General features: G+C 61.5%; 21 protein-coding genes and 1 pseudogene. 7 read left to right on the forward strand and 15 right to left on the reverse strand.

What is annotated here, in order from left to right:
- Both araG and araH read left to right on the forward strand, forming a co-directional pair.
- Positions 1-235 (forward strand): annotated as a pseudogene (gene araG, locus M5B97_RS16865) (L-arabinose ABC transporter ATP-binding protein AraG); the annotation flags it as partial.
- Between the two features lie 9 nt (positions 236-244).
- Complete coding sequence (gene araH, locus M5B97_RS16870; protein WP_248732066.1) at positions 245-1213, forward strand: L-arabinose ABC transporter permease AraH; 969 nt, start codon at positions 245-247, stop codon at positions 1211-1213.
- A 111-nt stretch (positions 1214-1324) separates the two neighbouring features.
- Here araH and M5B97_RS16875 read toward each other — a convergent pair whose 3' ends face one another.
- On the reverse strand, positions 1325-2473 hold the full coding sequence (locus M5B97_RS16875) for an aldose epimerase family protein (RefSeq protein WP_134661244.1): 1149 nt from the start codon (positions 2471-2473) through the stop codon (positions 1325-1327).
- 138 nt (positions 2474-2611) lie between these two features.
- Between M5B97_RS16875 and M5B97_RS16880 the strand changes: the two genes are divergently transcribed.
- Together M5B97_RS16880 and M5B97_RS16885 are read left to right on the forward strand one after the other, a co-directional pair.
- Entirely contained in the window at positions 2612-3379 is a 768-nt protein-coding gene (locus M5B97_RS16880) for an SDR family oxidoreductase (RefSeq protein ID WP_123717952.1), read from the forward strand.
- A 344-nt stretch (positions 3380-3723) separates the two neighbouring features.
- Positions 3724-5088 carry a hypothetical protein gene (locus M5B97_RS16885; RefSeq protein ID WP_248732067.1) on the forward strand — a complete coding sequence of 455 codons (1365 nt, stop codon included), beginning with the start codon at positions 3724-3726 and terminating at the stop codon, positions 5086-5088.
- A gap of 9 nt (positions 5089-5097) precedes the next feature.
- Here M5B97_RS16885 and M5B97_RS16890 read toward each other — a convergent pair whose 3' ends face one another.
- A complete protein-coding gene (locus tag M5B97_RS16890) occupies positions 5098-5535 on the reverse strand; it encodes a helix-turn-helix domain-containing protein (RefSeq protein WP_248732068.1) in 438 nt (145 codons plus the stop codon).
- Positions 5536-5615: 80 nt separating this feature from the next.
- On the opposite strand from M5B97_RS16890, the gene M5B97_RS16895 reads away from it, so the two are divergent.
- Complete coding sequence (locus M5B97_RS16895) at positions 5616-6104, forward strand: DUF2938 domain-containing protein (RefSeq protein WP_248732069.1); 489 nt, start codon at positions 5616-5618, stop codon at positions 6102-6104.
- A gap of 57 nt (positions 6105-6161) precedes the next feature.
- Here M5B97_RS16895 and M5B97_RS16900 read toward each other — a convergent pair whose 3' ends face one another.
- The gene (locus M5B97_RS16900) at positions 6162-7856 is read right to left on the reverse strand and encodes an AMP-binding protein (RefSeq protein ID WP_248732070.1); all 1695 of its coding nucleotides are present in this window, start codon (positions 7854-7856) and stop codon (positions 6162-6164) included.
- A gap of 260 nt (positions 7857-8116) precedes the next feature.
- Between M5B97_RS16900 and M5B97_RS16905 the strand changes: the two genes are divergently transcribed.
- Positions 8117-8893 (forward strand): ABC transporter substrate-binding protein, encoded by a 777-nt coding sequence (locus M5B97_RS16905; protein ID WP_248732071.1) that lies wholly within the window; start codon positions 8117-8119, stop codon positions 8891-8893.
- 90 nt (positions 8894-8983) lie between these two features.
- Here M5B97_RS16905 and M5B97_RS16910 read toward each other — a convergent pair whose 3' ends face one another.
- The 12 genes from M5B97_RS16910 to M5B97_RS16965 form a co-directional block, all read right to left on the reverse strand.
- The gene (locus tag M5B97_RS16910) at positions 8984-9610 is read right to left on the reverse strand and encodes a PAS domain-containing protein (protein ID WP_123717957.1); all 627 of its coding nucleotides are present in this window, start codon (positions 9608-9610) and stop codon (positions 8984-8986) included.
- On the reverse strand, positions 9610-10743 hold the full coding sequence (locus tag M5B97_RS16915) for an FAD-binding oxidoreductase (RefSeq protein WP_123717958.1): 1134 nt from the start codon (positions 10741-10743) through the stop codon (positions 9610-9612). Before M5B97_RS16915 ends, M5B97_RS16910 begins: the two co-directional genes overlap by 1 nt.
- 21 nt (positions 10744-10764) lie before the next feature.
- The gene (locus M5B97_RS16920; RefSeq protein WP_248732072.1) at positions 10765-11712 is read right to left on the reverse strand and encodes an ornithine cyclodeaminase family protein; all 948 of its coding nucleotides are present in this window, start codon (positions 11710-11712) and stop codon (positions 10765-10767) included.
- Positions 11713-11994: 282 nt separating this feature from the next.
- A complete protein-coding gene (locus M5B97_RS16925; RefSeq protein ID WP_248732073.1) occupies positions 11995-13341 on the reverse strand; it encodes an ATP-binding protein in 1347 nt (448 codons plus the stop codon).
- Complete coding sequence (locus M5B97_RS16930; RefSeq protein WP_248732074.1) at positions 13317-13982, reverse strand: response regulator transcription factor; 666 nt, start codon at positions 13980-13982, stop codon at positions 13317-13319. The genes M5B97_RS16925 and M5B97_RS16930 overlap by 25 nt, the downstream gene beginning before the upstream one ends.
- A 72-nt stretch (positions 13983-14054) precedes the next feature.
- Positions 14055-14483 carry a hypothetical protein gene (locus M5B97_RS16935; protein WP_134661231.1) on the reverse strand — a complete coding sequence of 143 codons (429 nt, stop codon included), beginning with the start codon at positions 14481-14483 and terminating at the stop codon, positions 14055-14057.
- Positions 14484-14506: 23 nt separating this feature from the next.
- Complete coding sequence (locus M5B97_RS16940; RefSeq protein WP_248732075.1) at positions 14507-15271, reverse strand: hypothetical protein; 765 nt, start codon at positions 15269-15271, stop codon at positions 14507-14509.
- A 59-nt stretch (positions 15272-15330) separates the two neighbouring features.
- Positions 15331-16398, reverse strand: a complete 1068-nt coding sequence (locus tag M5B97_RS16945; RefSeq protein ID WP_248732076.1) for an ABC transporter ATP-binding protein — start codon at positions 16396-16398, stop codon at positions 15331-15333.
- Positions 16395-17969, reverse strand: coding sequence for an iron ABC transporter permease (locus tag M5B97_RS16950; protein WP_248732218.1), 1575 nt, complete (start codon positions 17967-17969; stop codon positions 16395-16397). The genes M5B97_RS16945 and M5B97_RS16950 overlap by 4 nt, the downstream gene beginning before the upstream one ends.
- 18 nt (positions 17970-17987) lie before the next feature.
- Positions 17988-19004, reverse strand: coding sequence for an iron ABC transporter substrate-binding protein (locus M5B97_RS16955; protein WP_248732077.1), 1017 nt, complete (start codon positions 19002-19004; stop codon positions 17988-17990).
- A 189-nt stretch (positions 19005-19193) separates the two neighbouring features.
- Positions 19194-20552 carry an ATP-binding protein gene (locus tag M5B97_RS16960; RefSeq protein ID WP_248732078.1) on the reverse strand — a complete coding sequence of 453 codons (1359 nt, stop codon included), beginning with the start codon at positions 20550-20552 and terminating at the stop codon, positions 19194-19196.
- Positions 20530-21222, reverse strand: a complete 693-nt coding sequence (locus tag M5B97_RS16965; RefSeq protein ID WP_134661226.1) for a response regulator transcription factor — start codon at positions 21220-21222, stop codon at positions 20530-20532. The genes M5B97_RS16960 and M5B97_RS16965 overlap by 23 nt, the downstream gene beginning before the upstream one ends.
- Positions 21223-21338: 116 nt before the next feature.
- On the opposite strand from M5B97_RS16965, the gene M5B97_RS16970 reads away from it, so the two are divergent.
- Positions 21339-22007 (forward strand): response regulator transcription factor, encoded by a 669-nt coding sequence (locus tag M5B97_RS16970; RefSeq protein ID WP_248732079.1) that lies wholly within the window; start codon positions 21339-21341, stop codon positions 22005-22007.
- Positions 22008-22085 lie beyond the last annotated feature (78 nt).

Genomic DNA, 22085 nt, shown 5'->3' on the forward strand with positions numbered 1-22085 from the left:
ACCGACCCGAGGCATCGATATCGGGGCCAAGGCCGAGATCTACCAGATCATCCATAACCTCGCGGCCCAGGGCATTGCGGTGATCGTAGTGTCCAGCGACCTGATGGAAGTCATGGGCATTTCCGACCGTATCCTGGTGCTGTGCGAAGGCGCCATGCGCGGTGAACAAACCCGCGAACACGCGACTGAATCCAACCTGCTGCAGCTGGCCCTGCCGCGCGGCCTGGCGAACTGAGAGAAAACCATGACCACTCAAAACAACGCGTTGCCAACCGCACGCAAACCCTTGGATATACGCGCACTGCTGGATAACTGGGCGATGCTGCTGGCGGCGGTGGGCATCTTTGTCCTGTGTGCCTTGCTGGTCGATAACTTCCTATCGCCGCTGAACATGCGTGGGCTGGGCCTGGCGATCTCCACCGTGGGCATTGCGGCGTGCACCATGCTGTTCTGCCTGGCCTCGGGGCACTTCGACTTATCGGTGGGCTCGGTGATCGCCTGCGCCGGCGTGGTCGCGGCCATCGTCATGCGCGATACCGACAGCGTGATGCTGGGCATCGGGGCGGCACTGGTGATGGGCCTGATCGTCGGGCTGATCAACGGTATCGTGATCGCCAAGCTGCGGGTCAACGCATTGATCACCACGTTGGCGACCATGCAGATCGTGCGTGGTCTGGCCTACATCTTTGCCGACGGCAAGGCGGTGGGTGTGTCCCAGGACTCATTCTTCATCTTCGGGAATGGGCAGTTATTCGGCGTGCCGGTGCCGATTCTGATCACCATCCTGTGCTTCCTGTTCTTCGGCTGGTTGCTCAACTACACCACGTATGGGCGCAACACCATGGCCATCGGCGGCAACCCGGAAGCGGCGCTGCTGGCAGGGGTGAACGTTGATCGCACCAAGATCCTGATCTTTGCCGTACACGGTGTGATTGGCGCGCTGGCCGGGGTGATCCTCGCCTCGCGCATGACCTCCGGCCAACCGATGATCGGCCAGGGTTTTGAACTGACGGTGATCTCGGCGTGCGTGCTGGGCGGGGTGTCGTTGAGCGGCGGTATCGGCATGATCCGGCACGTGATTGCCGGGGTGTTGATCCTGGCGATCATCGAGAATGCGATGAACCTGAAGAACATCGACACGTTCTACCAGTACGTGATCCGCGGTTCGATCCTGCTGTTGGCCGTGGTCATCGACCGCATGAAGCAACGCTGATCCAAAGCCATGTGAAGACTGAAGACGGGAGGGGGCTTGCTCCCGATTGCGGTGGGTCAGTAAGCCGCTGTTTCTTTGACCCAGCGCAATCGGGGCAAGCCCCTTTCAGTTTTAATCGGTGGTGAATTTGAAGACGGTGTTCTGGGTGTAGGTCTGCCCTGGGTTCAGGCGGGTCGAGGCAAACTTGGGTTGATTGGGCGCATCCGGAAAGTGCTGGGTCTCCAGGGTGAACCCGCCCCAATGCAGGTAAGTCTTGCCGCCTTTACCCTTCACCGTGCCATCGAGGAAGTTGCTGGTATAGAACTGTACCCCCGGTTCGCTGGTGTAGAGCTGCAAGCGCCGACCCGACGCCGGGTCATGCACCTCGGCGGCAAGTTTCTTGACGTCGCCCTGGGTGTCCAGCGCCCAGTTGAAGTCAAACCCGCCTTGTTTCGGTTCAGCGAATTTAAGCTGTGGGTGATCGTCCTTGAGGTGCTGGCCAATGGCAGTGGGTTTGAGGAAGTCCATCGGCGTGCCCTTGACTGGCGCGAGTTCGCCGGTAGGGATCAAGGTGGCATTCACGGGCGTGTAGTGGCTGGCATGCAAGGTTGCGACCTGCTTGAGGACATCTCCATTACCCGCGCCGGCGAGGTTGAAGTAACTGTGGTTGGTCAGGTTGAGCACGGTGGGTTTGTCGGTGCTGGCCTTGTAGTCGATGTGCAATTCGTTTTTATCGTTGAGGCTGTAGGTGACCTCGGTTTTCAGGTTACCGGGGAAACCCATCTCGCCGTCCTTGGACAGGTAGGTGAGGGTGACGCCGACCGAATCCTTGCCGTTGACCGGCTTGGCTTGCCACACCTGCTTGTCGAAACCCTGGGCGCCGCCGTGCAGTGAGTTCGGGCCATCGTTGAGCGGCACTTGGTAGCGTTTGCCATCGAGTTCAAAGGCACCGCCCGCGAGCCGGTTGCCAAAGCGCCCGATGGTCGCGCCAAAAAACGCCGTGCCGGCCTGGTAGCCCTGCACATCGTCGAAGCCCAGCACCACGTCGTCTACCTTGCCGTTTTTATCCGGCACCTTCAGCGACTGCAGCACGCCACCGTAGGTAATCACCGTGGCTTGCATGCCATGGCTGTTGCGCAGGATGTACTGTTCGACGGGCGTGCCGTCGTTGGTTTTGCCGAAAGGTTTGTGCTCGCTGCTGAGCCCTGCTGCCTGGGTGCCGCCGCTGGCAATCAGCAGGGACATGGCGAGACCCGACAGCAGGTATCGAGGGTGCTTCATGATCGAACTTCCTTTTGTTGTTTTGAGTGGAATAGTTCTACTAATGTGCGATATTTTGTCGTTGTGACAGCGAATTTATAGCCTTTAAAGCCGGTTTCGTAAAATAAAATAAGACTAATTGATCGAGGCAACCGTTATATGAGTACTGCACAGGCTGTTTATCCCGACCTTGAAGGCAAGACCGTACTGATCTCCGGAGGCGCTTCAGGCATCGGCGAATTCATGGTGCGCGCCTTCGCCGCCCAGGGCGCCAAGGTGGCCTTTGTGGACCGCGCGCAGAGCCAGGGCGAGCGCCTGGCGGCACTGCTCAACTCAAAAGGCTACACGGTGGAGTTCGTGTGCTGCGACATCACCGATGAAATCGCCTACAAGGCGGCCATCGGGCGTTTCGAGCATTCCCTGGGGCCGATCACCGTGCTGGTCAACAATGCGGCCAATGACGTGCGCCACACCTTGGATGAAGTGGACTCGGAAACCTTCGACAAGCTGATCTCGGTCAACCTCAAGCACGCCTTTTTCGCCGCCAAGGCCGTAGTGCCGATGATGAAAAGCGCCGGCGGTGGCTCGATCATCAACCTGGGCTCGGTCGGCTGGATGATGGCCTCCGCCGGCTACCCGGTGTACGCCGCCAGCAAGGCCGCCGCCCATGGCATGACCCGTGCGCTGGCACGGGAACTGGGGCCAAGCCACATCCGGGTCAATACACTGGTGCCTGGCTGGGTGATGACCGAAAAACAGCTGGCGATGTGGGTGGACGATGCGGCCAAGGAGTTGATCAGCCGCAGCCAGTGCTTGCCGGGTTCTGTCGAGCCGCAACATATCGCCAATATGGCGTTGTTCCTGGCTTCTGATATGTCGGCGATGTGCTCGGCGCAGAATTTTATCGTGGATGGCGGGTGGGTTTAGGCCGTGATGATGCGTAGTCGGGGGCCGGGATGGGCTGCCGGAGGTCCGGCGCGAGTGTCATTTTGGGCTCCAGACAATGCCAATCCGTTAAGCGTAAGGCGCCCTCTGTAGGCGCGGGCTTGCCCGCGAAAAACGTCAACGATAACGCGTGTTGCCTGAATGAACACGGCGCCTGTGGGTTTTTCGCGAGCAAGTGGCTTTTTTCTGCAATTTGATAAGGCAAAGCCACGCAGGCCGGTACTCTGGAGAGGGCATACGGTTTTTAACAACTCTTTACTTTTAGCGTGTGGATTTCCCAAAAAATAAAGTGCTAATTTGCGCGTTTTTTGGGGCGATGGAACGGTGTGAACATGCTAAAGGAAGTGGCTGTTAAAAAGCCGTGCTCATTTATTTTTACAATGGCTCTTATTGTATTGGCCGTACTGCAATACAAGCCCGCGGTGCTCAATTACACCACACGTTTTGTCGATTTTGCCCAGTATATGCTTCAGTATGGCGTCACACTGTTTCCCATTGCGGATGACCTGCAGCCATACCCCGACTATACGGTCTTCAATACGTTACTTGTTTATCTGGTCTCCTTGCCATTCGGGCGCATCTCGATTCTTTCGATGGGCTTTCCCTTTTGTGTTGCCGCCGCCTTGATGCTGGTGTTCATTTACAAGTTGGGTGCTTTGCATGAAAAGAAATGGGGCGCCTACGGGGTCGTGTTTGCACTGTTTACCTGGTCTTTCCTGGACGGTGTAAATTCCCTGGCGCTGGATGTCTATCCGGCATTGTTCACGGTGATGTGTTTTTACCTGGCTTATGCGGGAGAGATGCATCAGCAACGTTTTCGGTTATTGCCGGTTCTTGCAGTCCTTGCGCTGGGTTTTGCATTTCGTGGGCCCATCGGCCTGATCGGCCCTGCCAGTGTCGTCGCCTCTTATTATCTGTTAAGCCGGCAGTGGCGCATGCTGGCGGTGTTCTCCTTGCTGGCCGGCGTGGTCCTGGCGATAGGCGTTGCCTTACTGGCGTGGGCTGCCTACGTGCAGGGCGGGGAGGCTTTTCTACAAGAGGTCCTGGTCATGCAGGGGCTGGGGCGGTTTGGCAGCGATCATGCGCCCCGTTATTACTTCTATTTTTCGGCAGGCTTGATGACCTATGGCGTCACGGCGTTTATTGCCGTGGGCGTTATCATCAGGAAGGGCAAACACTTTTTTGAACGTACGCCTCATCCCGCCACGCACCTGCTGCTGTACCTCACGGGCTGGCTGCTGGTAGTCGTCGTACTGTTCACGATCCCAAGTTCGAAGAAGGCGCGTTATATCCTTTCCATCACCCCGGCTATTTCATTATTGGCCGCTTACATTTTCGTGGACCGTAGCCCGTTATTTACCAGAACCCGGCAAAAGTTACTGCGGTTTTGCTTGAACTTGCCGGCGGTGGGGCTGGGACTGCTGTTGCTGGCCTGGGTGTATGGCTTTTATGCCCAGATACCGCTGCGTCCCAATTATCTCGGCGCGTCCACGGGCATGATTGTGCTTGCCGCACTTCGGCCCTGGATGAAGTCACAGCTGCACGCGCATCCCCATCGTGAGTTCTTGATCTTCTCTTTTGGCGCCGCCGTCTTCCTCGTGCTGGATATGTTTTTCTTCAACGCTATTACTTACCACTTGGAGTTGGCCAATGAGCCGACACCCAAGTTCCTGCCTTATTGGTTCTGGTGAGGCACGTCGTCAGCGGGGCACGCCGATATCAGGCTGGCCGGCCCTATGCCGGGGGCGCTTGAAGGCACCCGCTGCGGCAATGTCAAGTAACCGGCGAAAGTTCGGGCATTGCGCGTGGCTGGGGGCAGGGCACTTTGCGGCATGGCGCAACCCCTTGCTCATTGCCTGCAGTTGCTTGACCGTCGCATCAAGCTCATCGGCCTTGGCCAACAGCACCGCCCTGTCCACAGTCACCTGACCACTGGGGGGCAGCATGGCCTGTATCTCGTCCAGCGAAAGGCCTCCCGCTTGCCCGAGTGCAATCACGGCCAATTGTTCAACCACAGTTGCGGCAAACTGGCGGCGCGCGCTGGGCGGGCTGATTGAGGTGATCAACCCTTTCTTCTCATAGAAACGCAAGGTGTGGGCTGGAATGCCCGTGCGTTTGACGACCTCAGTAATATCCATGGGTAGACCATTGACTTGAAGTTGACTTCAACTTCTATGATGCCTGCGCATGTTTAATGGGTCCATGGAAAGAGGTGGGTATGGCATCGCTGGAGTTGGCTGCACAGGTTGTTTTGTTAGGCGCCGGGGCTACGGTTGTGATGGATCTGTGGATGTTGATCCTGAAGGCCCTTGGGGTTCCAACGCTGAATTTCGCGTTCGTTGGACGCTGGGTCGGGCATGCATGCCGAGGGCAGTTCGCTCATCACAGCATTGGACAAGCAAGGCCCGTCCGAGGTGAAGTAGCTCTGGGCTGGATAGCGCACTACGCCACGGGTGCCGTTTTCGCCGGGTTGCTGGTGTGGATTCAAGGTGTTGCCTGGCTGCAGGAACCCACTTTCCTGCCGGCACTCGCCTGGGGCGTGGTAACCGTGGCCGTTCCACTGTGTGTGATACAGCCCGCCATGGGGGCGGGATTCGCATCCTCCAGGACGCCGACGCCAGGCAAGAACCGCCTGCGCAGTTTGATCAGCCATGCCGTCTTCGGCGTGGGCCTCTACCTGGCCGGCGTCGCGATTACCTGGGCCTAGAAGGGCGACCAACGCCAGCACGGCCAATGCCACAGCGCCAAGCCGCCCCTGTAGTTTTCAGCCCTGGGGTTGCACAAAGTCTTCCTCGAAATGCTCGTGCTCACCCCGCGTATCCCCTTGGCGGCGTAGCACTTCCATCTGGCGCAGTTCCACGCGGCGGATCTTGCCGGAAATGGTCTTGGGCAGCTCGCTGACGAACTCGATACGCCGAACCCGCTTATAGGGCGCCAACTGTTCACGGGCAAAAGCGAGGATGTGGCGGGCCAGCTCGGCGTCGCCGACGGCGTCCTGGGCCAGGATCAGGAACGCCTTGGGCACGGCCAGGCGCAATGGGTCGGGGCTGGGCACCACGGCTACTTCCATCACGGCCGGGTGTTCGATCAGTGCGCTTTCCAGCTCGAAGGGGCTGATGCGATAGTCGGAGGCTTTGAACACATCGTCGGCACGCCCGACGAACGTGATGTAACCGTCGGCGTCGATCTGTGCGGTATCGCCGGTGCGGTAGTAGCCATCGCGCATCACTTCTGCGGTTTTTTCCGGGCTGTCTTCGTAGCCCAGCATCAAGCCGAGCGGGCGCACCGCCAGGGGCAGGGCGACTTCTCCCTCGGTGCCGGGCAGGCCGTCGGGGTCGAGCAGCGCCACCTGGTAACCCGGCAGCGGGCGGCCCATGGAGCCCGGCTTGAGCACCTGGCCGGGTGTGTTGCCCACCAGGGCGGTGGTTTCCGATTGGCCGAAACCGTCGCGCAGCGGCAAGCCCCAAGCCTGTTGGATCTGCTCGATGATTTCCGGGTTCAGCGGCTCACCGGCGCCCACCAGTTCGCGCAGTTTCAGGCGCGGTTGGTAGCGGCCGAGGTCTTCCTGGATCAGCATGCGCCACACCGTGGGCGGCGCGCACAGGCTGGTGACGCCGTAGCGTTCCAGTGCGCCGAGCAGGGCGGGCGCGCTGAACCGCGCGACGTTATGAATAAAGATGCAGGCGCCGGCATTCCACGGTGCGAAGAGGCAGCTCCAGGCATGCTTGGCCCAGCCCGGTGAGGAAATATTCAGGTGCAGGTCGCCCGGCTGCAGGCCGATCCAGTACATGGTCGACAGGTGGCCCACCGGATAGCTCTGGTGGCTGTGCAGCACCATTTTCGGCTTCGAGGTGGTGCCGGACGTAAAGTACAACAGCATCGGGTCGGTGGCCTGGGTGCTGCCCTGGGCTTCGAACGACTCTGGATACTCGAAGGCGGCACTGTGCGCGACCCAGCCGGAAGGTGGCGAGCCGACACAGATCCGACTACAGCCGTCCGTCAGGCCGGCGAATTTGCCGATGTGCGCCTGGCCGACCACCAGGTGGCGTACGTGCCCGCGTTCGATACGGTCACGCAGGTCATCGGGGTTCAACAGCGCAGTGGCGGGGATAACCACGGCGCCGAGCTTGAACGCGGCGAGCATGGTTTCCCACAGCGCCACATCATTGCCGAGCATCAGCAGGATGCGCTCACCGCGTCGGACCCCGAGGGCACGCAAGTGGTTGGCGACCTGGTTGGAGCGTGCCGACAGTTGCTGGAAGCTGTAGCGCTGTTCGCTGCCGTCCTCCTCGACGATCCATAGCGCATTGGCCGGATTGCCCTCGGCCATGGCATCGAAGTAATCCAAGGCCCAATTGAATGCATCCAGCTGCGGCCAGCGGAAATCCCGGACAGCGGTGGCGTAGTCAGTGCGGTGAGCGAGTAGAAAATCCCGAGCGGCCAGGAAGGGCTGGGTCATGGTGGCTGTCCTTATTATTGTTGTGGGGACTGGCCCCCGGCTCGACCGGGTGGCTGAGCCGAGTATAGGCACGCATAAATCAGAGCAAAACGCTCAAAAACACCACCTCGTTGTGCAAAAAAGTCATGGGGGGCGGCAGCGACGAGACGCGATTGACGGAAAATACATAAAAGTCCAATATGGAATTATAAGTACAAAAAAGCAGCTTCACCTTGTTCTTCACTCTTGCCAAACCAACAACAACTTGCGAGAACGCGACCATGAAGAAACGCTCCCTCCTGACCGCCCTGGCCTTGAGCCTGATCGCCGTCGGCCCTCTGCAGGCCGCCGAGAAAACCCTGCGCATCGGCATCGAAGCGGCCTACCCACCGTTCGCCTCCAAAACCGAGGAAGGCAAGATCGTCGGGTTCGACTACGACATCGGTAATGCCCTGTGCGCGCAGATGAAAGCCAAGTGCGTGTGGGTAGAGGGTGAGTTCGACGGTCTGATTCCTTCCCTCAAGGTGAAGAAAATCGACATGGCCCTGTCGTCCATGACCATCAATGAAGACCGCAAGAAGTCAGTGGATTTCACCCACAAGTATTACTTCACCTCGTCGCGTCTGGTGATGAAGGACGGCGCGGCAGTGGACGATCAGTACGCCAGCCTCAAGGGCAAGACCGTCGGCGTGCAACGCGCCACGACCACCGACCGCTATGCCACCGAGGTGTTCGAACCCAAGGGCATCAACGTCAAGCGCTACAGCAATAACGAAGAGATCTACATGGACCTGGCCGCGGGCCGCCTGGATGCGATTTTCGCCGACACCATCCCCCTCAACGACTTCCTGTCGATGCCCCGTGGCAAGGGCTATGCCTTTGTCGGCCCGGAACTCAAAGATCCCACGTACGTGGGCGAGGGCGCGGGGATAGCAGTACGCAAGGGCAATACGGCCTTGGTCAGCGAGCTGAACGCCGCCATTGACGGTATTCGCGCGAATGGCGAATACCAGAAGATTTCCCAGAAGTATTTCAAGTCCGACATCTACGGCGATTGATCATGCATCACTGATGCGGCGAAGGAGCCGGCTCCCTCGCCACAGGTTACGCGGGGTGCGCCTGTTCCACAGGGGGGCTGTGGTGTCCGCTCAACCCTTCAATTCCTTTAAATGCTTGTAGACCGTCGCCCGCCCCATGCCCAGTACGTTGGCCACATAGTTGGAGGCGCTCTTGCCCTTGAACGCGCCTTCGGCATGCAGCGCCAGGACCAGCTCGCGTTTGTGGTCGCGGGTCAGCAGGTTCAGGCTCAGTTGGCGTTCACGCATCCAGGCATGCAGGAACGTGTTGATGCGTTCCTGCCAGTCATCGCGAAACAGTGAGTCCGGCTGAGGGATCAGTTTGCTCGGCGACAGGAACAGGTCCAGCGCCGCCTTGGCGTTTTCGAACAGTGAAATATTCAGGTTGATGCACAGTACTGCGAGGCGATGACCCTCGTGGTCGTGCAGCACAGTGCTCAGGCTGCGAATCTTCTGACCGTCCCAATTGAGCTTTTCGTAGGGGCCGATATTCACTTCGCTGACGTCATCGCTGAGCATGTCCTCCAATGAGGAGTCATCGCCTATGGCCCGTTTCGACAGGTTGTTGGCGATGTAGTCGACGGTTTGCGTGCGCAAGTCATGCAGCACCACTTCCGCATGGGGAAAGAACAGCGTGGCGATCGCATCGGCGATCGCACGGAAGTTCTGCATGACCTTGTCGTGTTCAGCGGTGTTCATCAATGGGGCTCCAGGCGGACGGGGGAGAGCATACCAGCGTCCAGGCCGAACCGGGTCAGATGCTCGGGCAGTGGTGCGCCGCGTACCAGGGCAGCACTGGCCTGGCCCATGGCGGGAGAGGTCTGGATACCATAGCCGCCTTGCGCCGCGACCCAGAACAGGCCGGGCACGCGCACATCGAAGCCCGACAGCAAATCACCATCATGCACAAAGCTGCGCAGGCCGGCCCACGTGCGGGTGGGGCGGCGGATGGTCAAGGTGGTGGCTTCCTCGATCTGGTAGATGCCCATGGCGATGTCCAGCTCTTCCGGCTGCACATCCTGAGGTTGCACCGGGTCGGCATTGGCCGGTGAGCCGAGGAACATGCCGGCATCGGGCTTTATGTAGAAGGCTTCGTCGAGGGCCACCAGCATTGGCCAGGCATGGGTGTCGACGCCCTCAGGCCCGGCGAAGATAAACGCCGAGCGGCGCTTGGGTTGCAGGCCGATGGGCGCGGCGCCGGCCAACCCGCCGATGTGATCGGCCCAGGCTCCCGCCGCGTTGATGATAATCGGGGCGGTGAAGGTCGCGTCCTGGGTGCGCACCTGCCAGAGGCCGTCGACACCGCGGCTCAGTCCCACTACGTGGCTGTCGGTGTGCACTTCGCCTTGATTGCGGCGGATGCCGCGCAAATAGCCTTGGTGCAGGGCGTCGGTGTCGATGTCGCTGGCCGTCGGGTCATAGATCGCACCATGGACTTTTTCGCGGCGCAGGATCGGCAAGCGTGCACAGGCCTCGTCGGCACTCAGCTGTTCGACCTGCGGCACCGTGGCTTTGGCGCTCAGGTATTGGGCATTCAATTCGGCGGGGTCATTGTTGAAGTCGACGGTCAGCTCACCCCGTGGCATGAGCAAAGGGTGCTCACAGAAACCCGCCGGCGGGTTGTCGAAAAACGCCCGGCTCGCCAGGGTCAGCGCACGCACCTGCGACGTACCATAGGCCGCGGTATAGAGCGCCGCCGAGCGCCCGGTGGAGTGATAGGCCGGGTGGCTTTCACGCTCCAGCACCAGCACCTTTCCGTGCTGTGACAGCCAGAAACCCGTGGACGCCCCCGCAATGCCGCCACCGATGATGATGAAGTCTGCATGGCTCATAAACACCTCCTTGAATGGGATTCAGCGCTGGATCTGGTAGAGCGCATTGGCCAGCGCCACGTCTTCCAGGCCCAGCCCGATGGAGCGGAAAAATACATGGCGGTCGTAGTCCGGACGCTGTGCCATATCGCTGAGCAACTCGGGCAGGTCGCCGACCACGGCGCGTTTATCCCAGCCGTGTCGTTCGGCGGCAATCAGCATTTCGCCGGCCGCGTCCGGAGTGGTCTGGCGATAGTCGCAGAACACGTGCATGGCGTTGAGGCAATGGGGCGGTACCTCGTGGGCACGGGGGGCGTTGGTACTGATGGACGTGATCAGCGCCGGTTTACGCAGGTGCGACGGGTCGATCACCGGGCCTGCCGCCGAGGTGCACAGCAGGATAACGTCAGCGTCGTGCAGGGCCGCATCGCAGGAAGGGGCGATACTCAGGCGCGGGTCCAGCGCCTTGAGCTGCTCGAGGGTTTCAACGCTGGCACTGCCAAGGCGTGACGAATACAGGCGGATGCTCTGCCAGTCCCGCAGGTTCTGCACGTAATGCAGGTGGGCCTGGGCAACTTTGCCGCTGCCGATGATCGCCAGGCGCGAGGCGGTCGCAGGTGCCAGGGCATCCACGGCCAGGGCCGTCGTGGCGGCGGTGCGGGCGGTGGTCAGCTCTGCCGCATCGCACAGCAACAGCGGCTGGCCGGTGCGCATCGACATCAGCAATGTCCAAGCCGTCACCAAGGGCACCGACTCGCGCACGATGTACGGCGAAGTCTTCACGCCGTACACCTCATCAGCGGCCAGCACGCCCAGGTAATTGATGAAGTCACCCGCGCCGTGCGGGAACTCCACCCACTGTTGCGCGGGCTGCACCGCCTGCCCGGCAGCCAGGTCGCGGAACAGCGTGTGCAGGATGTGAGGCACATCGACTTGTGCGAGTAATTCACGGGCTTGGGCTTGGTTGATCACCTGAGGCGTACTGGACATGAATATCTCCGTGTATAAACTAATTTGTCCATTATGGACTTTTAGTTCTGTTGGGCAATATCCAGACGAAAAAAAGCCCGAGGCCAGTAATGCCAGTCAGTCAAGCGATAGAGCGGACAACGAGTAACTTGTGGCGAGGGAGCTTGCTCCCGTTGGACTGCGGAGCAGGCCCAGTCTTTTCAAGCCCAAAGCTAGGGCCGCTTCGCGACCCAGCGGGAGCAAGCTCCCTCGCCACAGTGACTATGCTCCTCCTTAACTGACTGGCATTTCCCGAGACCAGTGTTATTTCGCCAGCCACACCGTGACACACAACCCGCGCTGCTCCACCTCATCGGTAAACCCCAGCTGCAGCCGTGCCCCGGTGCGGTCGGCAATCGCCTTGACGATCGACAAGCCCAACCCGGAGCCGGCCTCCTCGGTGCCCAGGCTGCGATAGAACGGGTCGAATACCCGCGCCTGCTCTTGCACACTGATACCTGGCCCCGAGTCCTTGATCTGCAATTGCACCGCGTCAGCCATCGCCAGCACCGACAGGTCGATCCGGCCACCCGGCGGGGTGTAGCGGATGGCGTTATCCACCAGGTTTTTGACCAGGGTGAACAGGTCCAGCGGGTTGAACATCAGCGGCACATCCAGGGCACTGTCGACGCCGATATCGATCTGCTTGGCTTCGGCCAATGGCAGTAGATCCTCCAGTACCTGCCGGAACACGTCATGCACAGACAGTCGGGTTGGCGCCCGATCCGCCGCCGATTGCGCCGCTGCCAGGCTCAGCAGTTGGTCGATCAGTTTGCGGCCACGCTCGATGCCCTGGGACAGTGGCAGGAAGCGCTCGCGGGTCATTGGCGACATGTCGGTGGCGGCCAGTCGGTCGGCTTGCAGCGACAGGGCCGTCATGGGCGAGCGCAGTTCATGGGCGGCATCGGCGACAAAGCGGCGCTGGCTGTCCATGGACTGCGCGACACGCGCCAGCAAACGGTTGATCGCCACCACGAAGGGGCGTACTTCGGTCGGTAGATGCTGCTCATCAATCGGGTGCAGTTCCTGTTCGGCACGCTGATCGATCTCCGCCGCCAGCACTCCGATCGGGCGGAACAGCTTGCGCACCAGGTCGCCCACTACCAGCAACAGCACCGGAAACAAAATCAGAAACGGCAACAAACTGCGCCATGCGCTCTCGCGGGCGTCCTTGTCACGGGCATCCTGTTCCTGGGCCACGGCAATGCGCTCGCCCTTGGACGTGGTGCGCACCAGCACACGGAAGGCTTCGCCGGCCACCTCCACGGTGGACAGGCCATCGGTGAGCGTGGTGGGAAAGGGCAGGGGCAGGGCCTCATCGGTGGTGCCTGTCGAATGCTGGCTGTCGCCCAGGTACTGGATGATCACTCGGGACTCCTCGTCATCCCCCTCGATGGCCTTGCCTTGCGGGTAGTTCAGGCTCATCTGCTGGCGGTCGAACAGCATCGCCACCTGGCGCAGGGTATCGTCCTGTTGTTCGTGGGCTTCTTCAAAAGCCGAGACAAAGGCAAACACACTGGCCACCAGCGCCACCAACAGAATCGCCAGGGACAAGGTCACCGATAACCGCAGTTGCACCGATTCACTCAAACGCTTTTTGAAACCATCCATCCCATGCCCCTGACGTTCTTGATCACGTGAGTGCCCAACTTGCGCCGCAAGGCGTGAATCAAGAACTCGATGGCGTTGCTTTCCACCTCATTGCCCCAACCATACAGGCGGTCTTCCAATTCGCTGCGCGACAGGATCGCCCCTGGGCGGATCAACAAGGCTTGCAACAGCGCAAACTCGCGACTGGAGAGTGCTACGCCCGGTTGTTCTGCAGTGCTGGCCTCTTTGGAAAGCAGGTCCAGCGAGACCACGCCGTTACTGAGGGAGGAAGAGGCGCTGCCACCTTTACGGCGCAGCACGGCGCGCATGCGGGCCAGCAGTTCGGGCATGTCGAAGGGCTTGAGCACATAGTCGTCGGCGCCGCCGTCGAGTCCGCGCAGGCGGTCATCGAGGCTGTCGCGGGCGGTGATGATCAGCAGCGGCACCGGGTTGTTGCGCCCGCGGATAATCTCCAGCACTTGCAGGCCGTCTTTTCCGGGCAGGCCAAGGTCCAGCAGCACCAGGTCATAGGGATGGGTGTCGAGGGCAGCCAGTGCCGTGACACCGTTCTTGACCCAATCAGCGGCATAGCTCGCATCGTTGAGCGCGCGCTGGATGGCATCGCCAATCATCGGGTCGTCCTCGACCAGCAGTATCCGCATGTTCCTCTCCAGGCAAAAAAACGCGGCGAAAGGATCGCCGCGTGTGTATTGAAGCACCTGTGCCGGCAAGCGTCAGCCTTTCATCGAGTCGAAGGTCTTGAGCAGGTCATCCATCGAGGCCTTGCAGGTGGCCTGGTTCGGGCTGCCGTCACGCAGGTCCGAGAGGGCGCGATCGATGGCTTTGTCCAGCACGTGCCAGTCGCTCGCGGCCCGTGGCTTGATGCCGGCTTCGGCGGCGTCCCAGCTGGTTTCCAGGTCTTTGATACGGGCCTTGGCGCCGGCCAGGTCGTTCTTGGCGACCAGTGCGGACACGTCCGCTGCGATGGTGCGGAATTCGGACAAGTCGCCCAGTTTCGAGGCATGCGCCTGGCTGCTGGTCGGGCTGGCGCCGGTGGTGTCCTTGGGCTTGTCGGCCGGTTTTGAGCAGCCCGTGGCGAGGGTCAACATACAGATGGCCGAAGCGATGGCGACGCGACGAATCAGAGTTTGAGCGATGCGCATGAGGATGTCCTTGATAGCAGGGATTATTGAGTGATGGCTTTGCGGCTGCCGACGCTGATTTGCGCGACGGCCACCAGCAGTACGATGACGCAGAGGAACAGCGCACTGGTCCAACTGGCGCCCATGCCCAGGCCGCCGTAGGTCTTGGCCTGGGTAAGCAGGTCGCCCAGGGACGCACCGAACGGTCGGGTGAGGATGTAGGCGATCCAGAAGGTCAGCACGCTGTTGACGCCCAGGCGCCAGGCCACCAGGGCCACCGCGATCAGAGCGGCGAAGATCACCGCGCCGAGGGTGAAACCCAGGCCCAGCGCTTCGGTGGCCAGGTCACCGGCGGCGGTGCCCAGGGCGAAGGTGCACAGCACCGTGGTCCAGTAGAACCATTCACGCCGTGGGGTCACGATGTCGCGGATCGACAGGCTGCGTTCGGTGCGGAACCAGATGATGAAATTGAGTGCAAGCAGCACAGAGAAAATCGCCGTGCTGGTGTACAGGCTCACGTCGAGCTTATCGGTGAGGATATCGGTGATCTGCGTACCGACGATGCTCACCAGCACCACGGTCAGCCAGTAGATCCAAGGCGTGTACGCCTTGGTGCGCATCTGGCAGAACAACGCCACCGCCAGCAGCGCGGCCATCCCGATGCTGGTCCAGCCGGCGCCGAAGCCGGCATTAACGGCGAGGTAATCTGCGCCGGTTTCGCCCACGGTGGTGGACAAGATCTTGATCACCCAGAATGACAGCGTCACCTCGGGTACTTTGTTCAGCCAGCGGGCTGCTGTGGCATTCATGGGGTAGCTCTCCTTGACTGCGCTGTGGTTGGCGCAGGGGAGAAGGTAAGCCCCGAAACTTAGCTGAGACTGAGCGTCGCGTCTTTTTTCAGAATGTGTGCCATGCCGATCGTGGTGAGGTGCACCACGGTGCCGGTCGGCGGCGCCTGCAAGCCCGAACTGCGCACCAGGATCGCCTGGCCCGGTTCGTCCTCATTGGGGTGCAACACCACGGTCAACGTGCAGGTATTGCCGCCGAATTCGCGCTCGGTCACCACGCCAGGGCAGCCGGAGCCGTCGGTGGTGCTCAACTGCAGTTGCTCCGGACGCAGCATGATCCGCGTGGTGTCGTGAAGGGACGGGTTGTCGACCGGTACACGCCCCAGCCCGCAATGGGCCCAGCCGGCTTCGACCCTGGCGGGCAGCACCACCGCTTCACCGAGAAACAGCGCGGTTTGCTCATCGATTGGGTACTGGTACAGGTCCATCGGGTGGCCCGATTGCACCAGCCGGCCCTGGCGCATCACCGCCAACTGGTCGGCGAACGACAGCGCCTCGCTTTGATCGTGGGTCACCAGAATGGTGGTGATGCCCGCGTCGCTGAGCAGCCGCGCGACCATCTTGCGCATGGCCGAGCGCAGGCCGGTGTCCAGGGCCGAAAAGGGTTCATCCAGCAGCATCAGGCGAGGCTGTTGCGCCAGTGCTCGGGCCAGGGCGACCCGTTGCTGCTGGCCGCCGGACAGCTCGTGGGGCCAGCGCCGGGCCATGTTGGCATCCAGGGCCACGCTGTCCATCAGCTCGGCGATACGGGTGTCCCGGGCCTCACCTTTAGTCGCCAGGCCGAAACCGATGTTGTCGGCCACGGTCATGTGCGGGAACAGCGCGCCATCCTGCGGCACGTAGCCGATCTGGCGCTGGTGCGCCGGTACGGCGTGGGTAGCGTCCACCAGGGGCTGGCCGTTGAGGGTCAGGCTGCCGGTATCGGGGAACTCAAAGCCGGCGATCATGCGCAGCAAGGTGGTCTTGCCCGAGCCGGACGGCCCGACGATCACCGTGCGGCTGCCGGTGGGCACCGACAGGCTGACGTCCGCCAGGGCACGCTGATTGCCGAAGGTCTTGCAGAGGGCGTGGAGTTCGAGGGCGTTCATCGGCCTGCCGTGCGTTTGGATTGGTGGTAGAGAAGGCCGGTCAACGGCAGTGAAAGCAGGATCATGATCAGGGCATAGGGCGCCGCAGCGGCGTAGTCGATCTCGCTGGTCATCGCCCAGAAACCGGTGGCCAGGGTGCGGGTGCCGTTGGGCGCCAACAACAGCGTTGCCGTCAGTTCATTGGTGATCGCCAGGAACACCAGCGCAGCCCCCGCAGCGGCGGCCGGGGCGGCCAGGCGCATCGTGATCAGCCACAACGCGCGGCCCGGCGAACGGCCGAGGCTGCGTGCCATGTTTTCCAATTCCACCGGCGCCTGGGCGATACCGGCGCGCAGACTCACCAGGGCGCGTGGCAGGAACATCAGCAAGTAGGCGAGCAGCACGGTGATCGTCGTCTGGTAGATCGGCCGGGCGAAGTGAATGGTCACCGTGACCAGGGCCAGCGCGACGACGATACCCGGCAGCGAGCTGGTGATGTAATTGCAGCCTTCCAGAATGCGCTGCAAACGCCCCGGTGCACGAATCGACAACCACGCGATCGGTACCGCCGCGCAAGTGGTCAACACCGCCCCGGCAATCCCCAGCAGCACGGTTTGCTCCAGCGCCGGCAACAGTTCGCCGAGTTGCCAGACCTCACTGCCACCGGCGATCAGCCATTTACCCAGGGTCACCAGCGGAACGCCCAGGGCCAGTACACAGGTTGCGACCTGGAGGGCTAGCGCGAGCAGGGTGGAGCCCGTGCCCAGCATGACGGTGCGCTGTTCCCGGGCGCTGCCTGAACCGACCCGTGCATAGCGCGCGTGGCCACGTGCAGCGGATTCAGCGGTGAGCATCGCCAGGCAGCACAACGCCAACACGGCCGCCAGCATATTGGCCGCCGGGCCGTTGAAGGTGGATTTGAACTGATCGAAAATCGCCGTGGTGAAGGTGTCGAAGCGGATCATCGCGTACAGGCCATATTCGGCCAGCAAGTGCAGGCCCACCAGCAGCGCACCGCCGCAGATCGCCAGGCGCAGTTGCGGCAGTACCACGCGCCAGAACACCGCCCAGGGTTTGAGGCCCATGGACTCGGCCACGTCTTCAATGGCAGGGTCAAGCCGGCGCAACGTCGCCGCCACCGGCAAGTACAGAAACGGGAAGTAGGCAATCACCGACACCAGCACACCGGCCGGCAAGCCGTGGATCGACGGCACCAGGCTGACCCACGCATAACTGTGCACAAATGCCGGCACCGCCAGCGGCGCCACCGCCAACAACGACCAGGCACGACGCCCCGGCAGGTTGCTGCGCTCGGTCAGCCACGCCAGCGCAACGCCCAGCGCCATGCACAGCGGCAACGTGAACACCACCAGCAGCACGGTATTGAGCAATAGCTCGCCGACGCGCGGGCGCCAGACCAGCGCCTCGATCTGGGCCCAGCCGATCTGCCAGGACACGCCGATCACAAACGCGATCGGCAACAGCGCCAGCAGTGAAACCAGTACCGATAAGCTGGTGACCCACGTGCCCCCACGGCTTTTGAACACGCCGCGAGGGCGTTTGCGGGGCGCCGCGTGGGCGACGCCGCGCAGGGAAGGTTCAGGCAACAATCAGAGCAGTCCGGCCTGGGTCATCAACTCAACCGCTTTTTTGCTGTTGAGCTTGGACGCGTCGACCTTCGGTGCATCCAGTTGCGCCAGTGGGGCCAGCTTGGGGTTGGATTGGGCGTTCTGGCCCACCGCGTATTCGAACGAGTTGCCATCTTTGAGAATCGCCTGGCCGTCTTTGCCGGTGATCCACTTCAAGAAGGCCTGGGCCTGTTCTTTATGTTTGCTGGAAGCCAATACGCCGCCACCGGAAATGCTCACAAACGCGCCCGGGTCCTGGTGCTTGAAGTAGTGCAACTGGGTGTTCTTGCTGTTTTCACCGGTCTTGGACTGATCGACGAAACTGTAATAGTGGTAGATCACGCCGCTGTCGACCTGACCCGCGTTGACGGCCTTGAGCACGGCGCTGTTGCCACGGTAGATGCTGGCGTTGGCTTTCATCGCCTTGAGCCAGTCGAGGGTGACGGCTTCACCCTTGAGTTCCAGTACGGCAGCGACGATAGCCTGGAAGTCGGCACCGGCCGGCGAGGCAGCCCAACGGCCTTTCCAGCTTGGCGAGGCCAGGTCCATCAGGGAGCCGGGCAGGTCGCTTTCTTTCAGCTTGCTCGGGTTGTACACGAACACCGTGGAGCGCGCGGCGATGCCGATCCACTTGCCATGGGCCGGGCGGTAGGCGGCATCCACCTGTTCCAGCGTGGTGGGTGCGACCGGCGCGAACAACCCTGCGTTGTCCACCAGCACCATGGCTGGGGAGTTTTCGGTCAGGAACACATCCGCCGGGGACGCGGCGCCTTCCTGCACGAGCTGGTTGCCCATCTCCGTGTCATCACCATTGCGGATGGTCACCGGAATCCCGGTTTCCTGGGTGAACCCTTCGACCCAGGCCTTGGTGAGGCTTTCGTGCTGGGCGTTGTACACCACAATGCCGACCGACTCGTTGGCGGCATACACATGCCCGGCACTGATCAGGGCGGTGGCAAGCAGGGTTTTTTTGACAAACGAAGAAAGGCGGGTGGTCATGCGGTGAGCGCTCCGGGTTTTATTGCTGTACGGGAGATACGCGAGAGGTTGGCTAGACTAAACCAATAGGAATCATTTGCATATTGAGGCGCGGCAATGTAGGGCCGGGAATGAGAAAAAAACGTCAAAAAAACGTGATAAATATCGTCGGCGATGCACGTGGGCGCAACGAGAATCCAGTGGGTTCCGCTACCCCTTGGCCTCCAGTTCCACCCGACAGCCAGGCTGCGCATCACTGACCGTCAATTGCATATCATGCAGCCGTGCCACCGCTGCCACCATGCTCAACCCCAGCCCATTGCCCGGTGTGTGCCGGCTCGCTTCGGCGCGATACAAGCGGCGCAGTACCGCCTGGCGCTCGGCTTCGGGAATGCCGGGGCCGTTGTCAGTCACTTGAATGACGGTGCGGGAAGCATCGCTGATCACGCTCAGCCGTACCTGGCTGTGCTCCGGTGAAAACTTGATGGCGTTATCCAACAAATTGCACAGCGCATCGAACAACAGTTGCGGGTCACCGGCCATGATCGCCGGGGCTTCGCGGGTGTCGACGGTAAGGACCGTGCCGCGCTCTTCGGCCAGCGGTTCGTAGAGCTCGGCGGCGTCGGCGGCGATCTGGTTGAGATCTACCGGGGCGAAGTGGCTGCGACGCGCACTGTTTTCGATTTCAGAGATGCGCAGCAATGCCTTGAAGGTCAGCAGCAAACCTTTGGCGTCGCTCAGCGCGGCATCCACGCTGGCGGCGTAGTCGGTGGGCGTCATGTCGCGGCGTTGTGCACGCTCAAGGCCGGCGATCAGCCGGGTCAGCGGAGTACGCAGGTCGTGGGCGATGTCATCGCACACGCCTTTGACTTCGCTCATCAAGCGCTCCAGCTCATCGAGCATGCCGTTGACCACCAGCGCCAGGCGGTCGATGTCGTCGTTATTGCCCCGCACCGGCAGGCGGCCGCTCAGGTCGCCTTCGATAATGCCCTTGATCGAGCGGCTGACCTTGTCCAGGCGTCGATGCGCCAGGTAGCCCAGCCCCACCGCGCCCACCAGGCCGACCAGCAGCAGCAATAGGCCGCCAGAGATCAGCGCATTGATCAGCAGTTCGTCGAATTCGCGGATGTCGTGCACGTCCTGGGCCACCAGCAGCAGCTTGCCGTCCTCCAGGCGATGCACGATAAATCGCACGGGCCGGTGGTGCCCGTTGGCCCTGAGCCAGCGGAATTCCTGGGGTTTGTCCAAGGCCGTGTACGCCGGCAACTCACGAATTGCGCCGGCAATGAACTGCCCCTGAGCGTCGAACAGGCTGTGGGGCAGGCGGGCTTCGGTGTCCTGGGCGACGTGTTTGCGGATTTCATGCAGGCGCAGTTCGGGGTCCTGTGCGCTGCGGTTTTCCACTTGGCGATACAGCGCCGTATCCGCTTCGGTTTTCAGGTAGAACGCGGTCTGCCAGTAGATGTAGCCGAACAGTGCCAGGAACGAGCAACCGAACAGGCCGAGGAACAACAGCCCCGTACGAAAGCTGATGGTGCGCGGGATTTCACTCAGGCGTGCGAAGGACATAGCCGGCTCCCCGCACGGTATGGATCATCTGGCCTTCACCTTCGCCATCGATTTTGCGGCGCAGGCGGCCAATGTGCACTTCGATGACATTGGTGCGCTCGTCGTAGCTGTAGTTCCACACGGCCTCGAACAGCATGGTGCGGGTGATGACTTGGCCTGCGTTGCGCATCAGGTGTTCAAGCAGGGCGTATTCGCGGGGCACCAGGTCGATGGTGCGTTCACCACGGCGCACGGTGCGGCGCAGCAGGTCGACTTCCAGGTTGGCCACACGCAGGTGGGTTTCCTGCGCGGAGGTCAGCGGCTCGGAGCGGCGGCGGTTGAGCGCATCCAGGCGGGCGGTCAGTTCGATGAATTCGAAGGGTTTGGTCAGGTAGTCATCGCCACCGGCACGCAACCCCCGCACACGTTCATCCAGGGCGCTCAAGGCACTGAGGATCAGCACCGGGGTGGTGGTGCCCGCCGCGCGCAATGCGGTGAGCACGCCCAGGCCGTCAATGCCGCCGGGCAACATGCGGTCGAGCACGATCAGGTCAAACGGCTCGCTCAGGGCTTTGAGCAGGCCATCGCGGCCGTTCAGCGCCGTAGTCACGGTGAAGCCGTAATCGCTGAGGGCCAGTTCGATTTCGCGGGCGGTGGTTAAGTCGTCTTCGACGACCAGAACATGAGTCATGGCAAGAGAACCGGTCACGTCTTCAGGGCAGAGGTGGCATAGTGTGGCAAAGCCTGGGGCGGCGCCACGTTCCCGCCAGATAAATTAAAGTTTAGATTCGAGCTGGAGACGCAAACGTGCGCATTCTTGTGGTTGAAGATGACGAGCAGACCGCCACCTACCTGCTGCGCGGCTTGAGCGAGAGCGGGCATGTGGTGGATGTGGCCGCGGACGGCACCAGTGGTCTCGGCCTGGCGCTGGAGGGCATTCACGATGTGCTGATCGTCGACCGGCGCCTGCCGGGCCTGGACGGCATCGCCCTGGTCAAGGCGCTGCGCGCACGCCAGTCGTGGGTGCCGGTGTTGATGCTCAGCGCCCAGTCATCGACCCAGGACAAGGTCGAGGGCCTGCAAGCGGGTTGCGACGATTACCTGGCCAAGCCTTATGCGTTTGCCGAAGTATTGGCGAGAGTCGATGCGTTATTGCGCGGCCGTGAACAAGCGGGCAGAACCCTGCACGTCGGCGAGCTGCAACTCGACTGCTCCACCCGCACCGCCGTGCGCCAGGGGCGCAGCATTGCCCTGCAGCACCGCGAAGCCCTGTTGCTGGAAAAGCTCATGCGCCACAGCGGCCAGGTGGTGACCCGCGACATGTTGCTCGACAGTGCCTGGGACTACGACTTCGACCCCAACGACAACGTGATCGACAAACATATCCACCGTTTGCGGCGCAAATTGGACGAAGGCTTCGAGTACTCGCTGATCAAGACCATCCCCGGGGCCGGCTACAGCTTCCAGGCTCCTTAAACAAAAGTTTATCTACCGGCGAACGCCCTGGCAGGCACCTCTCGCTATCCTCGCCGCATTCTTTAGCGGGGGGCGGGT

It is taken from the genome of Pseudomonas sp. MWU13-2517 (assembly GCF_023242545.1).
Lineage (GTDB): Bacteria > Pseudomonadota > Gammaproteobacteria > Pseudomonadales > Pseudomonadaceae > Aquipseudomonas.

What these genes read in the sequence shown, in the direction of transcription:
- M5B97_RS16965 (WP_134661226.1), bottom strand. Translation starts at nt 21,222, where the DNA reads ATGACTCATGTTCTGGTCGTCGAAGACGACTTAACCACCGCCCGCGAA.
- M5B97_RS16915 (WP_123717958.1), bottom strand. Translation starts at nt 10,743, where the DNA reads ATGAGCCATGCAGACTTCATCATCATCGGTGGCGGCATTGCGGGGGCG.
- M5B97_RS16955 (WP_248732077.1), bottom strand. Translation starts at nt 19,004, where the DNA reads ATGACCACCCGCCTTTCTTCGTTTGTCAAAAAAACCCTGCTTGCCACC.
- araH (WP_248732066.1), top strand. Translation starts at nt 245, where the DNA reads ATGACCACTCAAAACAACGCGTTGCCAACCGCACGCAAACCCTTGGAT.
- M5B97_RS16910 (WP_123717957.1), bottom strand. Translation starts at nt 9,610, where the DNA reads ATGAACACCGCTGAACACGACAAGGTCATGCAGAACTTCCGTGCGATC.
- M5B97_RS16960 (WP_248732078.1), bottom strand. Translation starts at nt 20,552, where the DNA reads ATGTCCTTCGCACGCCTGAGTGAAATCCCGCGCACCATCAGCTTTCGT.
- M5B97_RS16890 (WP_248732068.1), bottom strand. Translation starts at nt 5,535, where the DNA reads ATGGATATTACTGAGGTCGTCAAACGCACGGGCATTCCAGCCCACACC.
- M5B97_RS16880 (WP_123717952.1), top strand. Translation starts at nt 2,612, where the DNA reads ATGAGTACTGCACAGGCTGTTTATCCCGACCTTGAAGGCAAGACCGTA.
- M5B97_RS16900 (WP_248732070.1), bottom strand. Translation starts at nt 7,856, where the DNA reads ATGACCCAGCCCTTCCTGGCCGCTCGGGATTTTCTACTCGCTCACCGC.
- M5B97_RS16945 (WP_248732076.1), bottom strand. Translation starts at nt 16,398, where the DNA reads ATGAACGCCCTCGAACTCCACGCCCTCTGCAAGACCTTCGGCAATCAG.
- M5B97_RS16930 (WP_248732074.1), bottom strand. Translation starts at nt 13,982, where the DNA reads ATGCGGATACTGCTGGTCGAGGACGACCCGATGATTGGCGATGCCATC.
- M5B97_RS16875 (WP_134661244.1), bottom strand. Translation starts at nt 2,473, where the DNA reads ATGAAGCACCCTCGATACCTGCTGTCGGGTCTCGCCATGTCCCTGCTG.
- M5B97_RS16895 (WP_248732069.1), top strand. Translation starts at nt 5,616, where the DNA reads ATGGCATCGCTGGAGTTGGCTGCACAGGTTGTTTTGTTAGGCGCCGGG.
- M5B97_RS16920 (WP_248732072.1), bottom strand. Translation starts at nt 11,712, where the DNA reads ATGTCCAGTACGCCTCAGGTGATCAACCAAGCCCAAGCCCGTGAATTA.
- M5B97_RS16925 (WP_248732073.1), bottom strand. Translation starts at nt 13,341, where the DNA reads ATGGATGGTTTCAAAAAGCGTTTGAGTGAATCGGTGCAACTGCGGTTA.
- M5B97_RS16935 (WP_134661231.1), bottom strand. Translation starts at nt 14,483, where the DNA reads ATGCGCATCGCTCAAACTCTGATTCGTCGCGTCGCCATCGCTTCGGCC.
- M5B97_RS16905 (WP_248732071.1), top strand. Translation starts at nt 8,117, where the DNA reads ATGAAGAAACGCTCCCTCCTGACCGCCCTGGCCTTGAGCCTGATCGCC.
- M5B97_RS16940 (WP_248732075.1), bottom strand. Translation starts at nt 15,271, where the DNA reads ATGAATGCCACAGCAGCCCGCTGGCTGAACAAAGTACCCGAGGTGACG.